This window comes from Tenggerimyces flavus, assembly GCF_016907715.1.
Taxonomy (GTDB): domain Bacteria; phylum Actinomycetota; class Actinomycetes; order Propionibacteriales; family Actinopolymorphaceae; genus Tenggerimyces; species Tenggerimyces flavus.
This window is the reverse complement of the sequence record NZ_JAFBCM010000001.1, coordinates 4,896,820-4,915,366: the sequence shown is the minus strand read 5'-3', so window position 1 is coordinate 4,915,366 and position 18,547 is coordinate 4,896,820. Positions and strand designations below refer to the sequence as shown.

The 18,547-nt window shown below is 69.6% G+C and carries 17 protein-coding genes; 2 read left to right on the top strand and 15 right to left on the bottom strand.

What is annotated here, in order from left to right; all coding sequences use genetic code 11:
- Nucleotides 1-55: 55 nt before the first annotated feature.
- Entirely contained in the window at nt 56-868 is an 813-nt protein-coding gene (gene cysQ, locus JOD67_RS22945) for a 3'(2'),5'-bisphosphate nucleotidase CysQ (protein ID WP_205119756.1), read from the bottom strand.
- Between the two features lie 73 nt (nt 869-941).
- A complete protein-coding gene (locus JOD67_RS22940; RefSeq protein WP_205119755.1) occupies nt 942-2,105 on the bottom strand; it encodes an SGNH/GDSL hydrolase family protein in 1,164 nt (387 codons plus the stop codon).
- 369 nt (nt 2,106-2,474) lie between these two features.
- Between JOD67_RS22940 and JOD67_RS22935 the strand changes: the two genes are divergently transcribed.
- Nucleotides 2,475-4,487 (top strand): GH39 family glycosyl hydrolase, encoded by a 2,013-nt coding sequence (locus JOD67_RS22935; protein ID WP_205119754.1) that lies wholly within the window; start codon nt 2,475-2,477, stop codon nt 4,485-4,487.
- Nucleotides 4,488-4,493: 6 nt separating this feature from the next.
- Here the strand turns inward: JOD67_RS22935 and JOD67_RS22930 are convergent, their stop codons facing one another.
- The 12 genes from JOD67_RS22930 to pyrR all read right to left on the bottom strand — a co-directional run bounded on the left by JOD67_RS22930 (nt 4,494) and on the right by pyrR (nt 17,449).
- The gene (locus JOD67_RS22930; RefSeq protein WP_205119753.1) at nt 4,494-4,940 is read right to left on the bottom strand and encodes a hypothetical protein; all 447 of its coding nucleotides are present in this window, start codon (nt 4,938-4,940) and stop codon (nt 4,494-4,496) included.
- 224 nt (nt 4,941-5,164) lie between these two features.
- The gene (locus JOD67_RS22925; protein ID WP_205119752.1) at nt 5,165-5,620 is read right to left on the bottom strand and encodes a hypothetical protein; all 456 of its coding nucleotides are present in this window, start codon (nt 5,618-5,620) and stop codon (nt 5,165-5,167) included.
- A 108-nt stretch (nt 5,621-5,728) separates the two neighbouring features.
- Nucleotides 5,729-6,598, bottom strand: coding sequence for an RNA polymerase sigma factor SigJ (sigJ, locus tag JOD67_RS22920; protein WP_205119751.1), 870 nt, complete (start codon nt 6,596-6,598; stop codon nt 5,729-5,731).
- 137 nt (nt 6,599-6,735) lie between these two features.
- Entirely contained in the window at nt 6,736-7,533 is a 798-nt protein-coding gene (locus JOD67_RS22915) for an NUDIX domain-containing protein (RefSeq protein ID WP_205119750.1), read from the bottom strand.
- A gap of 83 nt (nt 7,534-7,616) precedes the next feature.
- Nucleotides 7,617-8,450 (bottom strand): orotidine-5'-phosphate decarboxylase, encoded by an 834-nt coding sequence (gene pyrF / locus JOD67_RS22910; protein ID WP_205119749.1) that lies wholly within the window; start codon nt 8,448-8,450, stop codon nt 7,617-7,619.
- Complete coding sequence (locus JOD67_RS22905) at nt 8,447-9,397, bottom strand: dihydroorotate dehydrogenase (protein ID WP_205119748.1); 951 nt, start codon at nt 9,395-9,397, stop codon at nt 8,447-8,449. Before JOD67_RS22905 ends, pyrF begins: the two co-directional genes overlap by 4 nt.
- Nucleotides 9,397-10,254: a dihydroorotate dehydrogenase electron transfer subunit gene (locus JOD67_RS42025; RefSeq protein ID WP_205119747.1), complete on the bottom strand. Its 858-nt coding sequence runs from the start codon at nt 10,252-10,254 to the stop codon at nt 9,397-9,399. Before JOD67_RS42025 ends, JOD67_RS22905 begins: the two co-directional genes overlap by 1 nt.
- A complete protein-coding gene (gene carB / locus JOD67_RS22895; protein WP_205119746.1) occupies nt 10,251-13,553 on the bottom strand; it encodes a carbamoyl-phosphate synthase large subunit in 3,303 nt (1,100 codons plus the stop codon). The genes JOD67_RS42025 and carB overlap by 4 nt, the downstream gene beginning before the upstream one ends.
- Entirely contained in the window at nt 13,553-14,674 is a 1,122-nt protein-coding gene (carA, locus tag JOD67_RS22890; protein ID WP_205119745.1) for a glutamine-hydrolyzing carbamoyl-phosphate synthase small subunit, read from the bottom strand. Before carA ends, carB begins: the two co-directional genes overlap by 1 nt.
- Nucleotides 14,671-15,948: a dihydroorotase gene (locus JOD67_RS22885; protein ID WP_205119744.1), complete on the bottom strand. Its 1,278-nt coding sequence runs from the start codon at nt 15,946-15,948 to the stop codon at nt 14,671-14,673. Before JOD67_RS22885 ends, carA begins: the two co-directional genes overlap by 4 nt.
- Nucleotides 15,945-16,880, bottom strand: coding sequence for an aspartate carbamoyltransferase catalytic subunit (locus JOD67_RS22880; RefSeq protein ID WP_205119743.1), 936 nt, complete (start codon nt 16,878-16,880; stop codon nt 15,945-15,947). The genes JOD67_RS22885 and JOD67_RS22880 overlap by 4 nt, the downstream gene beginning before the upstream one ends.
- Nucleotides 16,877-17,449 (bottom strand): bifunctional pyr operon transcriptional regulator/uracil phosphoribosyltransferase PyrR, encoded by a 573-nt coding sequence (pyrR, locus tag JOD67_RS22875; protein ID WP_205119742.1) that lies wholly within the window; start codon nt 17,447-17,449, stop codon nt 16,877-16,879. Before pyrR ends, JOD67_RS22880 begins: the two co-directional genes overlap by 4 nt.
- A gap of 269 nt (nt 17,450-17,718) precedes the next feature.
- Between pyrR and bldD the strand changes: the two genes are divergently transcribed.
- Nucleotides 17,719-18,219: a transcriptional regulator BldD gene (bldD, locus tag JOD67_RS22870; RefSeq protein ID WP_205119741.1), complete on the top strand. Its 501-nt coding sequence runs from the start codon at nt 17,719-17,721 to the stop codon at nt 18,217-18,219.
- A 62-nt stretch (nt 18,220-18,281) separates the two neighbouring features.
- On the opposite strand, the gene JOD67_RS22865 is transcribed toward bldD, so the two are convergent.
- Entirely contained in the window at nt 18,282-18,473 is a 192-nt protein-coding gene (locus JOD67_RS22865; protein WP_205119740.1) for a dihydrofolate reductase family protein, read from the bottom strand.
- Nucleotides 18,474-18,547 lie beyond the last annotated feature (74 nt).

Below are 18,547 nucleotides of genomic sequence, written 5' to 3'. Positions count from 1 at the left end.
TGTGCCCTTTCTGGAGATGTCGTACGGCGCGCACTAGGACGTTCCGTACGTGAGGTCAGGTTCCCCGATGCCCGGTCTCAACGTCCCCGCGCGCCTGAGGCGCCGTCGCCCCGAATGCGAGGAATGACGGGTTGGCGAACCCGGGCTTGCCGTAGCGTAGCGGCGTTCCGGACGGCGTCGTGACCGCCCCTCCGGCGGCGAGCAACACGGCCTGACCTGCGGCGGTGTCCCATTCCATGGTCCGCCCGAAGCGCGGATAGAGGTCCGCGGCACCCTCCGCGATCCGGCAGAACTTCAGCGAGCTACCGGCCGAGATACGTTCGGTGACCGGGACGTCGGCGAGCCAGCGTTCGGTCTCCTCGTCCAGATGGCTGCGGCTGACGAGGACGCGGAACCCGGCCTCGTTCGCCTGGACGACACCAAGGTTTCGTCGCTCGTGTCCTTTCGCGACGGTCGCCGCGCCGGCGCCGCCGAGATAGCTCGTGTCCTGGACCGGGAGGTGGACGACGCCGAGGACGGGTACGCCGGCCTCGACCAGCGCGATGTTCACCGTGAACTCGCCGTTGCCGGACAGGAACTCGCGGGTGCCGTCGAGCGGGTCGACGAGCCAGAACGGGCCGTCGTCGGTCTCCGGGACGACGCCAGCCGCGACGCTCTCCTCGGCCACGATCGGGACGTCGGGCGTGAGCTCGCGCAGGCCCGCGAGGATCAGCCGCTCGGACTCCAGGTCGGCCTCGGTGACCGGCGTACGGTCGGCCTTCTCGCGCGTGCCGGGGTCGGAACGGGCGTAGATCTCGAGGATCGCCGCGCCCGCGGCGTCGGCGAGGGTGCTGATCGAAGCCGCGAGCTCCGCGCTGGCGAGAGACATGCCGGCCAGACTCTCACGGCGGACAGCCGCCAGGCGGGTGCGGGGCCCACTCCCCGCACCCTCCTCCCGGCCGTTACCTGAACTGGCTCAGATCGATGGCGTTGGCCATCACTTGGTAGCCGGCGTCGCTCGGGTGGATGCGGTCGCCGGAGTCGTACGACGGCCGCAGCCGCTTCGGGAAGATCGGGTCGCGGGTGGCCTTGTCGAAGTCGACCACCGCGTCGAACGCGTTGCTGGAACGGATCCACTGGTTCACCTGCTGGCGGAGCCGTTCGCGCTCCTCGGTGTAGAACTTGTCGCCGTAGAACGGCATCAGCGTCCCGCCGATCACCTTGATCCCGTGCGCGTGCGCTCGCGCGACGATCTGGCGGTACGCCGCGGTCAGCTGCTCGGGCCGCGTCGCCACGTCGAGGCGGATGTCGTTGATGCCCTGCATGAACACGAGCGTGTCCACGCCCGGCTGAGCGAGCACGTCGCGGTCGAACCGGGCCAGGCCGCTGACGCCGGTGCCGTCGCCGGTGAGGCGGTTGGAGGAGATGCCGACGTTGGCCACTCCGGCGTACCGGGTGGAGTGCTGCTGCTGGAGCCGCGTGGCGAGGTAGTCCGGGTAGCGGCGGTTCAGGTTCTGGCTCGACCTGGTGCCGTCGGTGATCGAGTCGCCGAGACAGACGACGGTGCCGATGGTCGACGAGGTCGTCACGACCACCCCGTCGAGGAAGAACCAGTTCGGGGTCGGCGTGAACTGGGCGCCGTCGGAGCGAGCGGCGTAGTCGCCGACGCTGCTGACGTACGAGACCTGGCTCGCCACCGCGTGGCCCGTCACCTGGCCGGCGTTGCCGACGACGTGCAGGCTCACGGCGAGCTTGGTGTTGGCCGCCACCGTTCCGGACAACGGGTCACTGAGCACGGACGAGCCGGGCGGTACGACCACCGACCGCGAGCCGCCGAACCGCAGCTGCCGGTTGGAGCCCGACGCCACCGTCGCGCCCGACCCCTGTCGCCCGAGGTAAGCACTGCCGAACGTAATGGCTCGCGTACCAAATGCGTTCGAAAGTCGAATTTGCACATTGTTGCCGGCGACGCTCGTCTTCACGATCATCCGGAACGTCTGGGTATTGAACGTGTTCGTCATCTTCTGCGGTGCTGCACCCCAGGTGACGACCTGGTGGTACGCGCTCGCGGGAGCCACGGCGGGCTCGGCTCGGGGCTGGAGGACGGTCGGGGCCGCAACCCCCACCGTCGTAGCCAAAGCGGCAACGACGACAGCGAGCCCTCTTCTGGACACACCTCGCCAAGACCTCGGTGCACTCACGGTAAACCCCCTCGTCCCAAAGACCTCTGTCCGCACGAATCGCCCGAATTGTTCGTACAGAAAGCATTCGTTCGACAACAGTTCGTCATCGAAGCGATCCCCTATCGCGATGTTAAGTCGCGCGACACACAGAGATGACCCAAATGCAGAAGATGCTGCATTCCGCCGCTAGCGGACAATGCCCGGCGTCCGCTTTGGCCCGATCGGGCACCGTCTGGGAAACCGCTGTCCGCGCGGTTCACATCCTTGGTCAATACTTTTCGCCGATGCCGCTGCGTCCGCACAATGTTGCCCATGTCCGGTCGCCGCCTCGCCCAGTCGGCCCAGTCCGCACTGGCCGCACTGCCCGCACCGCTCAGCGCGGTCCTGGGCGTGCTCCTCGTCGCCGCGCTGCTCGCGATCCCCGTCGCGCCCGCGCAGGCAGCCACGACCAGCATGTCGTTCAGCTACACGCAGACGGCTGGCCCCGTTCCGCTGGCGAAGATCCTGAAGGGCTCGCAGGGCGGCTACCTGTCGGCGCAGAACCTGAACTGGTTCACGTCGCAGATCCCGGAGCTCGCGCGGATGGGGCTGAAGGAGATCCGCATCGACCACCTGCTCGAGGACGGCTTCTACACGCCCGTCTCGCGGAACCCCGCCGGGGTGCTCGAGTACGACTTCAGCCGGCTCGACCGGGTCGTGCTGGAACTGGTCGAGAACGGGATCCGCCCGTTCATGTGCCTGTCGTACATGCCCAGCGCGCTCGGACCGGCGTGGAACGCGCCCGCGACCGATCTGGCGGAGTGGGCGGCCACCGTACGCGCCGTCGTCGACCACTACGAGGGCCTCGGGATCGCCGGGCTGGACTGGGAGATCTGGAACGAGCCGGAGTGGTTCTGGACCGGGACGATGGATCAGTACAACGCGATGTACGAGGCGTCCGCCCGCGCGGTGAAGGAGGCCGACTCGACCGCGAAGGTCGGCGGCGCGGGCTTCGCGAACATCGGCAGCACCCAGACCGCGGCGTTCCTGGACTGGTACCGCACCCACCTCGACGTGCCGATGGACTTCCTGTCCTGGCACCACTACGGGTCGGACGACTTCGCGACGGTGACGACGGCGCAGGGCCTGCTCAGCGCGCGCGGCATCCCCGCGAAGCGGCTGCTGATCAACGAGTGGAACAGCACGTCGAACATGACCGGCAGCCCCGGCGCCGCACCGGACACCCACGTCAACGCCGCGTACACCGCCCGCCGGTTGAGCCGCGCCCTGGACAACCCGTCGCTCGGCGGCGCGTACTTCTTCAGCCCGATGGAGGGGTGGACGCCGACGGCCGGCTTCTACGGCGACCTCGGCATGCTGACGGCGAACGGGCACCGCAAGGCCGTGGCGAACGTGTTCGAGATGTACGGCAAGCTCGGGCCGGAGCGGCTCACGACGACCGGCGGGCTCGCCGATCGGAGTCTCTACGGCGTCGCGACGCGGGATCCCGCGCACAACCGGGTGGCCGTGGTGCTGTGGAACCACACCGCGGCGGCGTCACGGATCGACATCTCGCTGACGAATCTTCCTTACCTGGCTGCGAATCAGACGTTCCGCGCGGTGCGGACGGTCGTCGACGCCGCGAACGGGAACTACTACGCGGACTGGGCCGCCGGGGTGCGCAGCCAGCGGCCGGGGCCGCACGAGTACCCCGTGCAGGTGCAGAACCAGGTGATCGCGCCGACGTCCTCGTTCGCCGGTCCGGTGAACCTGCCGCCGAACTCCGTGACGTTGCTGACGCTCCAGCCCGTTGCTGAGGGACCGCCCGTTTTCCCTGCCCCGGTGGACGATCTGGCCGCGGGACGTACGGTGACGTCGAGCTCGTCGTACGAGTCGCCGGCGCAGGGCTGGGGCCGGGCTCGACTCGTGGACACGATGCGGCACAGCCTGGCGAGCGCGAACGCGGAGGGACCGACGGCGGGCTTCACGTCGACTGGGTACACCGACCCGAACCACCTCGAGTGGGTGCAGGTCGACCTCGGCAGCGCGCGTTCGTTCAACCACGTCAGGCTGTGGCCGCGCGACGACCAGGCCGCCGAGGGCGCGAGCTTCCCGGTGGACTTCACGCTCGCGGCGTCCAACGGGCCGACCGGGCCGTGGACGTTCCTGCACACGGCGACGAACTACGCCGGCGGGCAGCGAGTGCGCGGTCCGCAGTCGTTCCCCGTGCCGTTGACCACGCTGCGGTACGTCCGCGTGACGGCGACCAAGCTCGGCGTCCCCGTCCAGGAGCCGGCGACGACGTACCGGCTCCAGCTCGCCGAACTGGAGGTCGAGCGGCGCTAGTCCCTGCTAGGTCCACTCACCTCGCCACACGTTGTACTGCGGGCCGCACTCCTCGAACGGCCACGTGGCCGGGAAGTGCCCGCAGACCTGGATCCGGACCCGGTCGATGCCGCCGACGAGGTTGGGGTCGCCGATGAAGAACCGGAACGGCCGCTCCTCGTTGTTCGCCGTCCGTGAGGTCGAGTCGATCTTGGTCGACCCGGCGAACGCGTCGAAGTAGACGGTCACCCACTCGTACTGGGACTTGCTGGAGTCGCGCACCGACCCGCTGACCTCGGCCGTGCGGTTGCCCCAGACGACGGCGCCACCCTTCGCCCAGTCCGGGCAGCCGGTGTTGGCGCTGCACACGATCGGCCAATGGTCGACCTCGGCCGCCGAAGCGGTCCCCGAGCCGACCCCGACCATGGCGGCAGCCGCCGCGAACATCGCGATACCTCGACGCTGTATGCCCATGGAACTTTCCCTTCTTGGGTCCCTCGGACCCCGTGACGGTGAGGACCTGTCTCGTAGTGCCGCGGTACCTGGCGAATGGGTGCTCTACGCGGGGTGTATCCCACGTAGAGCGGCAAATGATCATGTAAACATGATCATTTGCCATCACTGGGGAGTCACTCGGGAGCTTCCGGGGCAGCCTGCTCGTCGCCGCTGCGTCGCTCCAGCTACTTTCGTCACAGGGCCTAGTTGCGGAGCACGTTCACCGGTGCGCTGCACTCCTTGTACGGCCACAGCGGGAAGTGCGAGCACACCTGGATCCGGACGCGGTCGATCCCGCCGACGAGGTTCGGGTCACCGATGGGGAACTCACCGAAGGGCCGATACTGGCCGTTCGCCGTACGAAAGTCCGAGTCGACCTTCGTCGACCCGGCGAACGCGTCGAAGTAGACCTTCGTGTAGTCGGCCGGGTCTTCGTCGAAGTCCCACACGTACCCCTTGATCCCGGCCGTCCGGTTGCCCCACTTGATGTAGCCGTCCCCCGCCCCGGCGTCGCACGCCGGGTCGACGGGACTGGCACACACCTCGGGGAACGGATCGGTGGCCCACTGGACGCTCGCCGCCGAGGCGCTCCCCGAGCCCAACCCCAGCGCGGCGACGGCCGCCACGAACACCGCGATACCTCGACGCCCAAGGCCCATCGAGCATGTCCCTTCTCGACCCCGTGCGGATTCAGGTCCGGACCAGTATTGGGCACGGGTGCGCCGGGCCGCTAGGGAACGAACGTCCAAAGATTTCCGGCGAGATGGCTACAGACCGGAGAGCTGGACCTGCCGCAGGCGGTCGGGGTCGGCGAGGATGTCGATCTGGACGATCTTGCCGTCCACGATCGTCATCGACGACACGGCGGTGAGGCGGCCCTTACGGATCGCGACCGTGCCGGGTGCGCCATTGATGAGGGCGTGGCGGGTGTACTGCGCGCTGTCCGCGTACAGCCTCGCCTGGGCGATGACATCCTGCGGACCGCGCACGAGCGTCGAGACGCGGGCGGCGCCGAAGTCGGCGCGGAGGACGACGTCGGGGTCGAGGATCTCGAGCAGCTTCTCGAACTCGCCGGCGCGGGCCGCGGCGAGGAACGCCTCGACGACCTCGCGCTGCTTGGCAAGGTCGGGGTCGGGCAGGTGCGCGCCCTGGACGCGGCGCCGCGCGCGGCTGGCGAGCTGCCGCGCCGCGGTCGGCGTACGGTCGACGATCGGCGCGATCTCGTCGAACGGCAGTCCGAACGTGTCGTGCAGGACGAACGCGAGCCGCTCGGCCGGCGGCAGGGTCTCGAGCACGACGAGCAGCGCGAGCCCGACCGAGTCGGCGAGCAGCGCCTGCTGCTCGGGGTCGGTGCGGTCGTCGAGAGTGACGATCGGGTCGGGGACGAACGTCTCGTACGGCTGCTCGCGGCGCGCCTTGCGCGAGCGCAGCATGTCGAGGCAGACGCGGGCTACCACCGTCGTCAGCCAGCCGCCGAGGTTGTCGACGTCGGAGGTGTCGCTGCGGCTGAGCCTGATCCACGCCTCCTGCACCGCGTCGTCGGCCTCGGTGAGCGAGCCGAGCATGCGGTACGCGACCGACCGCAGCTGGCTGCGACTCTCCTCGAACCGCTCGGCCAGCTCGCTCTGCTGCTCCACAGTGATCCCTTTCTTCGCCAGCTCCGTCACCGCACTGACGAACGCCGCACCGCGAAGGTGACCGCCGGTGCCAGCCCACCGACTGGGTCGGGGGCACCCTGGTCCGAACCTATGGGACGAAGGTGCCCCCGACCCAACTAGGCGGCGAGGATGGCGCGGGCGATGGAGGTGAGGGACTTCCGCTGGGCTTCGTCGACCGTGAGAAACACCATCGCCTGCCCTTCGCCGCAGACCACGTCCTCGTCGCGCGCGTCGGTCGTCGCCTCGAAAAGGTGGTAGCGGACGAGCTGGCCGTCGCCGCCGACGAGCACGCGTACGTCGGCGAGCGCGAGGTCGGGGCAGCGGAGTCCGGTCTCCTCGAGCAGCTCGCGATGTGCGGCAGTCAGCGCATCCTCACCTGGCTCGAGGTGGCCGCCCGGCGGCGTCCAGAGCCCGGGGCTGATCGGCGCGTCGTCCGTACGGTGTTGCATCAGCACCCGCCCGAGCCGATCCGTCACCAGCGCGACAGCGATCTCGCGGGAGATCCCGCTCTGTGGGAGGTTCTCCCGTGCGACGCGGGTAAGGTCGCGTTGCCAGGCTTCCTCGAGACCGAGGAACACCATCGCCTGGCCCTCGCCACAGACGAGCTCGTCGTCCTTCGCGTCGGTCGTTCCCACGAACACGTGGACGCGCAGCTGATGGAGCCCGTTGCTCGACGGCCGCTCGTAGACGTGTGAGCGAGCGAGGTCGTCACAGCTCAGCCCGGTCTCCTCGAGCAGCTCCCGATGCGCGGCGTCGGCCGGCAGCTCGCCCGGCTCGACCCCGCCGCCCGGCACCGACCACAGCCCGGCACCCGTCGGCGCGTCGTCCGTCCGGTGCTGCATGACCACCCGGCCCTGCCGATCGGTGACGATCATCACCACGACGTCGAGCACGCCCACCCCCTCTGTCCCCATGGTGTGCGACTTTACCCATCCAACCGGGGTTGGCAATCGATTGCCGATCGCCGGGAGCCCCGGTTCGGTGGGTGAAGTGCGGGTCAGCGGAGGACGGTGGCGAGGGAGTCGTTGAGGCTGTCGGCGGTGGACCGCAGGGCCTCGACCGACGGGCCTGCCGAGAGCAGCTCCCGCGACGTGGACGGCAGGACGTTGCGCAGCGCGTCCGTGCCGAAGATCTCGCGGAGTCCCTCGGCGGTGCCTCCCTGCGCGCCCATGCCCGGCGCGAGCAACGGGCCGTTGACGGCGAAGTCCTCCCCCGTCGAGCCCACCGTCGCACCGACCACCGCGCCCACCGAACCCAACGGTGAGACGCCGGCGTTCTCCGCGGCGAGGTGCGCGAGCATCGCGCCCGTCACCGTTCGCCCGTCCGGCGTGCGCGCCTGCTGCACCTCCGGCGCCTCGGGATTGGAGGTCAGCGCGAGCACGAACACCCCAGCCCCGTTGGCGAGAGCCGTGTCGATCGTGGGCCGCAGCGACCCGAAGCCGAGGTACGGCGAGACGGTGATCGCATCGACGAACAGCGACGACTTCTCGTTCAGGTACGCGTCCGCATAGCCCTGCATGGTGGTCCCGATGTCGCCGCGCTTCACGTCCAGCAGCACCAGCGTCCCCTCGGCCCGCAGCGCGCCGATCGCGCGCTCCAGCACGGCGATCCCGGCAGAGCCGTGCCGTTCGAAGAACGCGGACTGCGGCTTCACCACCGCGACCCGACCGGCCACCGCCTCCACGACGGTCATCGCGAATCGCTCCAGCCCGTCCACGGTGTCGGGCAGCTCCCACGCCTCGAGCAAGGCCGCGTGCGGGTCGAGCCCGGCGCAGAGTGGTCCGAGGCGGTCCAGGTTCTTGCGTAGGCGAGCGCCGAACGGATCGATCATCGAGCATCCTCCACTGGTCGATGCGCGGCGCCCACGACGTCCGCGAGACGCTTGATTCCCCTTGCTGCCAAGGCTTCCCGCAGTTCACCGAGTACGCGGACCGGCGCAGACGGGTCGCCGAACGTCGCCGTTCCCACCTGCACCGCGGACGCGCCCGCGAGCACGAACTCCAAGGCGTCGAGCCCGGTACGGATGCCGCCGATCCCGATGATCGGTACGTCCGGCAACGCCTTGTGCACCTGCCACACGCAGCGAACGGCGACCGGCCGGATCGCCGGACCGGACAGCCCGCCGGTGATGCCGGCGAGCACAGGACGCATCGTGTCGACGTCGATCGCCATGCCCAGCAGGGTGTTGATGACCGACAGCCCATTGGCGCCGGCATCGACGCAGGCACGAGCGATCGTGGTGATGTCGGTGACGTCCGGCGAGAGCTTCGCGAACACCGGCACCCGCGCCGGCAGCTCGGCACGTACGGCGGACACCACCTCGGAGGACGCCCCGGGATCGCAGGCGAACACCAGCCCGCGGTTCTCGACGTTCGGGCACGAGATGTTGACCTCGACCGCAGCCACCCAAAACTCGGGAGCGAGTCGAGCGGCCAACGACGCGAACTCCCCCACCGATCCGCCGGCGATCGACACCAGCGCCCGGGCGCCTAGATTCTTCAAGTAGGGAAGGTCGTTCGCGAGGAACGCGTCGATCCCGGGCCCCTGCAGACCGATCGAGTTGAGCATCCCCGACGGCGTCTCCGCCATCCGCGGCGTCGCCCGGCCGGAGCGAGGCGCCGCCATGATCGACTTCGTCACCACCGCACCGATCGCGGTGAGGTCGAAGAAGTCGGCGAGCTCACGCCCCGCGGCAGCACACCCCGAGGCGGTCATCACCGGGTTGGGAAGCTCCCAATGACCAAGCTGGGTGGAAAGATCGGGCTCCAGTGTCACCATCAGCGCACACCCACCTTCGGCGCCCCGAGCGTGTCCGCCGGCACCGTTCCGACCTCCGACCACCGCACCTGCGTGCCGCGGAACACCGGACCGTCCACGCAGGAACGCGACATCCGCGTCACCCCGTCCGCACCGATCACCGGCAGGACGCACGTCATGCAGACGCCGATCCCGCAGGCCATCGCCTCCTCGACCGCGCACTGGCTGTGCGCGCCCTCGGCCGTGGCCACGTCGGAGACCGCGCGCAGCATGCCCATCGGCCCGCACGCGTACAGCACCTCCGACGACGTACGCCGCACCAGCTCGGGCAGCACGTCGGTCACCCGACCGCGCACCCCCGCCGACCCGTCCTCGGTCGTCACCGTGACCGGGCAGCCCATCCGCTTCGCGTCCAAGGCACCGAACAGCCGAGCCTCGGTCGCCGCCCCGAGCACGAACTGCACGCGACAACCGCGCGCGAGCAGCCCCTCGGCCAGCATGAAGAGCGGCGCACTCCCGTACCCGCCGCCGACCAGTACGCACGACACCGGCTCCTGCGGCAGCGCGAACGGTTTGCCCAACGGGCCCACGACATCCACCACATCACCTGGCCGGCATCCCACCAGCCACTCGGTGCCCTTGCCGTGCACGCCGACGACGATCTCGACGGTCCCACCGGTCGGCCCTTGCTCGCTGACGCGGTAGATCGAGAACGCGCGCCGCAGCAGCATCGACGTCTGCGGTCCACCGACCGCCAACGCCACGAAGTTGCCGGGACGGGTGCGCTCCGGAATGCCCGGCGCCGCGATCGTCAGGTGGTGGTACGCACCGACCCGGCGCGTCGCGACGACCTTCCCGCGGACCTGCGTCGGGCTCACGACTCCCCACTCCGCATGTCGGAAGCCCAGTCCTGCAACGAGCGCACCCCGATCTTGTCGGTGAGCAAGGCCTCGATCCCCTGCACCGCGGCCGCCAGCCCTTGCACGGTGGTGATGCACGGGATGTTCGCCATGATCGCGGCGGTGCGGATCTCGTACCCATCGATCCGCGGGCTGCCGCCGGACGTCGTACCCCGCGGGGTGTTGACGACCAGGTCGACCTCGCCGTCGACGATGCGCTGCACGATCGTCGGCTCCCCCGCCGGCCCGGGGCCCTGCGTGACCTTGCGAACGACGGTCGCATGCACGCCGTTGCGCCGCAGCACCGCAGCGGTGCCCTCGGTCGCGAGGATCTCGAAGCCCAAGTCCGCAAGGCGTTTCACCGGGAAGATCATGTGCCGCTTGTCCCGGTTGGCCACCGAAACGAACGCGCGGCCGGACGAGGGCAGCGCACCGTACGCGCCGGCCTGCGACTTCGCGAACGCCACCCCGAAGCCGGCGTCGATGCCCATCACCTCGCCGGTCGAGCGCATCTCCGGACCGAGCAGCGTGTCGACCGTACGGCCGTCGCCGGTGCGGAACCGGTTGAACGGCATCACCGCTTCCTTCACCGCGATCGGCGCGTTCGGCGGCAGCGCACCACCGTCGCGGTCCGACGGCAGCAGGCCCTCCGACCGCAGCGAGGCGATCGACGCGCCGAGCATCACGCGAGCCGCGGCCTTCGCCAACGGCGTCGCCGTCGCCTTCGAGACGAACGGCACCGTCCGCGACGCGCGCGGGTTGGCCTCCAGCACGTAGAGAACGTCAGAAGTCAACGCGTACTGCACGTTCAGCAAGCCCCGCACCCCCACGCCGCGAGCGATCGCCTCGGTGGAGGCGCGGATCCGGTCGATCTCCTCCGACCCGAGCGTGATCGGCGGCAGCGCGCACGCCGAGTCGCCGGAGTGGATGCCGGCCTCCTCGATGTGCTCCATCACGCCGCCGAGGAACAGTTCCTTGCCGTCGTACAGCGCGTCGACGTCGATCTCGACCGCGTCGTCGAGGAACCGGTCGACCAGCACCGGGTGTTCCGGCGAGATCGCCGTCGCGCGGGCGATGTAACCGGCGAGCGCCTCGTCGTCGTACACGATCTCCATGCCGCGACCGCCGAGGACGTACGACGGCCGCACCAGCACCGGGTAGCCGATCTCGTCGGCGATCTGCTTCGCCTCGACGTACGACGTCGCGGTCCCGTGCTTCGGCGCCGGCAGCCCCGCCTCGGCGAGCACGTGCCCGAACGAGCCGCGGTCCTCGGCGAGGTGGATCGCCGCCGGCGACGTGCCCACGATCGGCACACCCTCGTCGGCGAGTCCCTGCGCGAGACCGAGCGGCGTCTGCCCACCCAGCTGCACGATCACACCCGCGACCGGACCCGCCGTCAACTCGGCGTTGACGACCTCGAGAACGTCCTCCAACGTGAGCGGCTCGAAGTACAGCCGGTCGCTGGTGTCGTAGTCGGTCGAGACCGTCTCCGGGTTGCAGTTGACCATCACGGTCTCGTAGCCGGCCTCGGCCAGCGCCATCGCCGCGTGCACACAGGAGTAGTCGAACTCGATGCCCTGCCCGATGCGGTTGGGGCCCGAGCCGAGGATGATCACCGCGGGCTTCTCCCGCGGCTGGACCTCGGTCTCCTCGTCGTAGCTGGAGTAGTGGTACGGCGTCGTGGCGGCGAACTCCGCCGCACAGGTGTCGACCGTCTTGAACACCGGGCGGATGCCGAGCGCGTGGCGTACGCCGCGGACGACGTCCTCACGCATCGACTTGATCGCACCGATCTGCGCGTCGGAGAAGCCGTGCCTTTTCGCCTTGCGCAGAAGGGAAGGATCGAGCTGCGGCGCGTCCGCGACCTCGGTCGCGATCTCGTGCAGCAAGAAGAGCTGGTCGAGAAACCACGGGTCGATCTTCGTCGCCTCGAACAGCTCCTCGGCCGTCGCACCCGCGCGGATCGCCTCGACGAGGTTCTTCAGCCGGCCGTCGTGCGGCGTACGGAGCAGCGTGAGCAGGCCCTCCTTCGGCCGCGGCTCCCCCGCCCACGTCAGCACCGCGTCGCGCTTCTCGATCGAACGCAGAGCCTTCTGCAGCGCCTCGGTGAAGTTGCGGCCGATCGCCATCGCCTCGCCGACGCTCTTCATGTGCGTGGTGAGCGTCTGGTCGGCGTGCGGGAACTTCTCGAACGCGAACCGCGGCACCTTCACCACCACGTAGTCGAGCGTCGGCTCGAACGAGGCCGGCGTCTCCGCGGTGATGTCGTTGGGGATCTCATCCAACGTGTAGCCGAGCGCGACCTTCGCCGCGATCTTCGCGATCGGGAAGCCGGTCGCCTTGGAAGCAAGGGCGCTCGAACGGGAGACGCGCGGATTCATCTCGATCACGATCATCCGGCCGTCGGCCGGGTCGACCGCGAACTGGATGTTGCAGCCGCCGGTGTCGACACCGACCGCGCGGATCACGCCGATCGCGACGTCGCGCATGTCCTGGTACTCGCGGTCGGTCAGCGTCATCGCCGGCGCAACCGTCACCGAGTCGCCGGTGTGCACGCCCATCGGGTCGACGTTCTCGATCGAGCAGACGATGACCACGTTGTCGGCGCGGTCGCGCATGACCTCGAGCTCGTACTCCTTCCAGCCGAGGACCGACTCCTCCAGGAGCACCTCGGTGGTCGGGCTGAGCTGCAGGCCGAGGCCGCCGATCTGGCGGAGCTCGGCTTCGTCGTACGCCATGCCGGAGCCGGCGCCGCCCATCGTGAACGAGGGCCGCACCACGACCGGGTAGTTGAGCTCGGCAGCCGCGGCGAGGCACTCCTCGATCGTGTGGCAGATCTTGCTCTTGGCGACCTTCGCGCCGAGCCCCTCGACGATCCGCTTGAACGACTCGCGGTTCTCACCGCGCTGGATCGCCTCGATCGACGCGCCGATCAGCTCGACGCCGTACTTCGCGAGCGTGCCGTTCTCGTGCAGCGCGACCGCGGTGTTGAGCGCGGTCTGCCCGCCGAGCGTGGCAAGCAGGGCGTCGGGACGTTCCTGCTCGATGACCTTGGCGACCGCGGCCGGCGTGATCGGCTCGACGTACGTGGCGTCGGCGAACTCCGGGTCGGTCATGATCGTGGCCGGGTTGGAGTTGACCAGGATCACCCGCAGGCCCTCGTCGCGGAGCACCCGGCAGGCCTGCGTACCGGAGTAGTCGAACTCGCACGCCTGGCCGATCACGATCGGACCGGAGCCGATGACGAGGACCGAGGAGATGTCCGTACGGCGGGGCATCAGGCCTTCCCTCCACGCTTCGCCATCAGGTCGACGAAGCGGTCGAACAGGTAGGCGGCGTCGTGTGGTCCCGCCGCGGCCTCGGGGTGGTACTGGACCGAGAAGCCGACGACCTCGCCGTCCCGCTTGAGCTGCAGGCCCTCGACCACGTCGTCGTTGAGGTTGACGTGGCTGACCTCGGCGCTCCCGAACTCGGTGGCGGTCGCCTCGTGCAGCGGCGCGTCCACGGCGAACCCGTGGTTGTGCGCGGTGACCTCGACCTTGCCGGTCGAGCGGTCCTGCACGGGCTGGTTGATGCCGCGGTGGCCGTACTTGAGCTTGTACGTGCCGAAGCCGAGCGCCCGGCCGAACAGCTGGTTGCCGAGGCAGATCCCGAAGAACGGCTTGTCCGCGCGCAGCACCCCGCGGATCAGCTCGGTGACGTGCTCGAGCGGCTCCGGATCACCGGGACCGTTGGACACGAACACGCCGTGCGGGTCGACCGCGAGCACGTCGTCGAGCGTGGAGGTCGAGGGCAGCACGTGCACCTCGATGCCCCGCTCGGCCATCCGGAGCGGCGTCATCGCCTTGATGCCGAGGTCGATCGCGGCCACCCGGAAGCGGGTCGGCACGTTGGCGACCGTGACGTACGGATGCTCCGTCGTCACGTCGTCGGCCAGCGCGGCGCCGACCATCTCCGGCGAGGCGAGGACGCGTTCGAGCAGCGCGTCGGGATCGCGTTCGACCGTGGAGATGCCGACCCGCATCGCGCCGCGCTCGCGCAGGTGCCGGGTGAGGGCGCGGGTGTCGATGCCGCTGATGCCGACGATGCCGTCGCGCTTGAGCGCGGTGTCAAGGCTGGCTTGCGCGCGCCAGTTGGACGGGACGCGGGCGGGGTCGCGGACGACGTACCCGGCGACCCACATCCGGCGCGACTCCGGGTCGGCGTCGTTGACGCCGGTGTTGCCGATGTGCGGGGCGGTCTGGACGACGACCTGGCGGTGGTACGACGGGTCGGTGAGCGTCTCCTGGTAGCCGGTCATGCCGGTCGCGAAGACGGCCTCGCCGAAGGTTTCGCCGTCGGCTCCGTAGGCGTCGCCGCGGAAGGTGCGGCCGTCTTCGAGGACGAGCAGTGCGTTCATGCGGGCTTCCCGTCGAGCACGGTGGCGCGGCCGCGGAGGAACGTCGCGACGACCCGGCCGGGCAGCGTGCGACCGCCGAACGGGGTGTTGCGCGACTTGCTGGCCAGATTCGCCGGCTCCACGGCCCAAGGGGCGTTCGGGTCGTACAGGGTCACGTTCGCGGCCACTCCGCGCTCCAGGGTGCCGCCATGGCCCTGCAAACGGCCGATCCGGGCAGGGGCGGCGGACATCCGTTCGGCGACGCCGGCCCAGTCCAGCAGGCCGGTGTCAACCATGGCTTGCTGCACGACCGCGAGCGCGGTCTCGAGGCCGACCATGCCCATCGCGGCGGCCGGCCACTCGCACTCCTTCTCCTCGACCGGGTGGGGTGCGTGGTCGGTGGCGACGACGTCGATCGTCCCGTCCGCAAGGGCTTCGCGTACGGCGGTGACATCCTCGGCGGTGCGCAAGGGCGGGTTGACCTTGTAGACCGGGTCGTAGCTCGCGACGAGCTCGTCGGTGAGCAGCAGGTGGTGCGGCGTGACCTCGGCGGTGACCGCGTACCCCTTGCTCTTGGCCCACCGCAGGATCTCGACCGAGCCGGCGGTGGAGACGTGACAGATGTGGACCCGGCTGCCGACGTGGGCGGCGAGCAGGACGTCGCGGGCGATGATCGCCTCCTCGGCGACCGCGGGCCAGCCGCGCAGGCCGAGCTGGCCGGAGAGCACGCCCTCGTTCATCTGGGCGCCCTCGGTCAGCCGGGGCTCCTGGGCGTGCTGGGCGATCACGCCGTCGAACGCCTTGACGTACTCCAGCGCGCGGCGCATGAGCACGGCGTCGGAGACGCAGTCGCCGTCGTCGGAGAAGACGCGGACGCGGGCGGCGGACTCGGCCATCGCGCCGAGCTCGGCGAGCTGCTTGCCCGCGCGGCCCTGGGTGACGGCGCCGATCGGCTGGACGTCGCAGTAGCCGGCGTCGCGGCCGAGCCGGTAGACCTGCTCGACCACACCAGCGGTGTCGGCGGCGGGCTGGGTGTTGGGCATCGCGAAGACGGCCGTGAACCCGCCGAGCGCGGCGGCGAGCGTGCCGGACTCGACGGTCTCGGCGTTCTCCAGGCCGGGCTCCCGCAGGTGGGTGTGGAGGTCGACGAGGCCGGGCAGCGCGATCAGGCCGTCGGCGTCGATGGTGACGTCGGCAGTCAGCCCGGTGCCGAGCTCGGCGATGACGCCTTCGTTCAACACGAGGTCGACGGGGTCGCCGCCGAGGGGACGTACGCCCTTCAGCAGGTAGCTCACGAGTCCTCCTGGGTATCTGGGGCACCGGCCAGCAGCAGGTAGAGCACGGCCATGCGGACGGCGACGCCGTTCGTGACCTGCTCGACGATGACGGACCGGGTGGAGTCGGCGACGTCGGCGGAGATCTCCATGCCGCGGTTCATCGGGCCGGGGTGCATGACCAACGCGTGGTCGGGCAGCATCGCCATCCGCGCGGAGTCCAGGCCGTACCGGCGGCTGTACTCGCGGGCGCTGGGGAAGAACGCGTCGTTCATCCGCTCCTTCTGGACGCGGAGCATCATCACGGCGTCGGTTTTGGACAGCACGCTGTCGAGGTCGTAGCTGGTGTCGCAGGTCCAGCCCTCGACGCCGACGGGCAGCAGGGTGGGCGGGCCGACGAGGGTGACCTCGGCGCCGAGCGTGGCGAGCAGCAGCACGTTCGACCGCGCGACCCGGCTGTGCAGGACGTCGCCGACGACCGCGATCCTTCTTCCTTCGAGGCTGCCGAGATGCCGTCGCATGGTGAAGGCGTCAAGGAGGGCTTGCGTCGGGTGCTCGTGGGTGCCGTCGCCGGCGTTGAGCACGCTCCCCCGGATCCAGCCGGTTCCGGCCAGGCGGTGCGGCGCACCGCTGGCCCAGTGCCGTACGACCACCGCGTCGGCGCCCATCGCCTCGAGCGTGAGCGCGGTGTCCTTGAGGCTCTCGCCCTTCGTGACGCTGGAGCCCTTGGCTGAGAAGTTGATCACATCCGCACTGAGGCGCTTGGCGGCGGCCTCGAACGAGATGCGGGTGCGCGTCGAGTCCTCGAAGAAGAGGTTGACGACCGTCCGGCCTCTGAGGGTGGGGAGCTTCTTGATCGGACGGTCGGCGAGGCTGCGCAGCTCTTCGGCGGTGTCGAGGATCTGGAGCGCTTCGTCGCGGCTGAGGTCGCCGGCGGACAACAGGTGCTTCACTTCGGTTCCCCCTCCTTGACGATCGCGACGAGGTCCTTGCCGTCGCGTTCTCTGACGTGAACCGTGACGCGTTCGTCGGCGGCCGTGGGGAGGTTCTTGCCGACGAAGTCGGCCCGGATCGGCAGTTCGCGGTGGCCGCGGTCGACGAGGACAGCGAGCTGGACGGCTCGCGGCCTGCCGATGTCGTCGAGGGCGGTGAGCGCGGCGCGGATCGTACGCCCGGAGTACAGGACGTCGTCGACCAGCACGACGATCTTGCCGTCGACGCCGCCGTCGGGGATGTCGGTGTGCTCGAGGGCCCTGGTGGGGCGCATCCTCAGGTCGTCGCGGTACATCGTGACGTCGAGGGCGCCCTGGGCGGCCGCGGACTCGACGGCGGCGATGCGTTCGCCGATCCGTCGGGCGAGGTCGACGCCGCGGGTGGGAATGCCGAGCAGGACGACGTCCTTCGGGCCTTTGTTGCGCTCGAGGATCTCGTGCGCGATGCGGGTCAACGCTCGGGAGATGTCGTCCTCGTCGAGGACGGCGCGTACGGAGCGTTCAGGCTGATGGTGGGCAGCGACAGCCACTGCCGAACCTCCTTCCCCGCCTCGCTGGACGGGTCGTTAAAGGGGGTAGGACCGGCTTTGACAGTATCAGCCGGTGACCAGATCGGGACTCCGACCCACCGTGTACGACGCGAGGCAACGCGCCTGGCCGGACTCGATTCCGATACTCTTCGTGGCGTCGGCTTGACTTGGCCGCCACAACGAGTTACCGTCACGCTCCGTGATCGTTGTGGACAGGGCGTCGTCCGCACTGTCCCTCGTGTGGACGCTTGAGAACGGGTGAGGCACGGATGCCGACCGACTACGCCAGGTCCCTGGGGGCGAAACTCCGCGCCATCAGGCAGCAGCAAGGGCTCTCCCTCCATGGGGTCGAGCAGAAGTCCAAGGGCCGGTGGAAGGCCGTCGTCGTAGGCTCCTATGAGCGCGGCGACCGGGCCGTCACCGTACAGAAGCTCTCCGAGCTCGCCGAGTTCTACGGCGTGCCGATTACGGAGCTGCTGCCCGGTGTCGGGCCCTTGGGAGCGGCCGCCGAGCCGCCGCCGAAGCTGGTTCTGGATCTCGAACGCCTCGGCGAGCTGGAAGGCGTCGAAGTGGCGCCGCTGGCCCGCTACGCGGCGACGATCCAGGCGCAGCGCGGCGACTACAACGGCAAGGTGCTGTCGATCCGAAAGGACGACCTGCGGACGCTCGCGGTGATCTACGACGAGCGCCCCTCGGTACTGGCGGACCGGCTCGTCGCCTGGGGCGTGCTGAACGCTGATGCGGCCGAGGCCGTCACCGACGAAGAATAAGGATCACCGTCACCCGCCGCCACCTGAGAAGTGAAAGGTGGCGGCGGATCGGATCTGGCCGCTCAGGCCTTCCGATAGACGGCGTGCACCACGCCGCTGCCGAACGAGGCTGAACTCTCCAACGCCAGCGGGATCGTCTGGTCGAGGTCGTCGAACAGGTGATGGCCCTTGCCGAGCACGATCGGGTGCACGAGCAAGTTCAGCTCGTCGACCAGGCCCGCCCGCAGCAACGCCCGCCCTGGGCCAATGATCATGTTTACATGATCATTGGCCGCTTTACGTGGGGTGGACGCCAGGTAGAGGGGCTACTGGCCGGGTAAGGCGACCA

What these genes read in the sequence shown, in the direction of transcription:
- cysQ (WP_205119756.1), bottom strand. Translation starts at nt 868, where the DNA reads ATGTCTCTCGCCAGCGCGGAGCTCGCGGCTTCGATCAGCACCCTCGCC.
- JOD67_RS22935 (WP_205119754.1), top strand. Translation starts at nt 2,475, where the DNA reads ATGTCCGGTCGCCGCCTCGCCCAGTCGGCCCAGTCCGCACTGGCCGCA.
- JOD67_RS22930 (WP_205119753.1), bottom strand. Translation starts at nt 4,940, where the DNA reads ATGGGCATACAGCGTCGAGGTATCGCGATGTTCGCGGCGGCTGCCGCC.
- JOD67_RS22925 (WP_205119752.1), bottom strand. Translation starts at nt 5,620, where the DNA reads ATGGGCCTTGGGCGTCGAGGTATCGCGGTGTTCGTGGCGGCCGTCGCC.
- JOD67_RS22915 (WP_205119750.1), bottom strand. Translation starts at nt 7,533, where the DNA reads ATGGGGACAGAGGGGGTGGGCGTGCTCGACGTCGTGGTGATGATCGTC.
- pyrF (WP_205119749.1), bottom strand. Translation starts at nt 8,450, where the DNA reads ATGATCGATCCGTTCGGCGCTCGCCTACGCAAGAACCTGGACCGCCTC.
- JOD67_RS22905 (WP_205119748.1), bottom strand. Translation starts at nt 9,397, where the DNA reads ATGGTGACACTGGAGCCCGATCTTTCCACCCAGCTTGGTCATTGGGAG.
- carB (WP_205119746.1), bottom strand. Translation starts at nt 13,553, where the DNA reads ATGCCCCGCCGTACGGACATCTCCTCGGTCCTCGTCATCGGCTCCGGT.
- carA (WP_205119745.1), bottom strand. Translation starts at nt 14,674, where the DNA reads ATGAACGCACTGCTCGTCCTCGAAGACGGCCGCACCTTCCGCGGCGAC.
- bldD (WP_205119741.1), top strand. Translation starts at nt 17,719, where the DNA reads ATGCCGACCGACTACGCCAGGTCCCTGGGGGCGAAACTCCGCGCCATC.
- JOD67_RS22865 (WP_205119740.1), bottom strand. Translation starts at nt 18,473, where the DNA reads ATGATCATTGGCCCAGGGCGGGCGTTGCTGCGGGCGGGCCTGGTCGAC.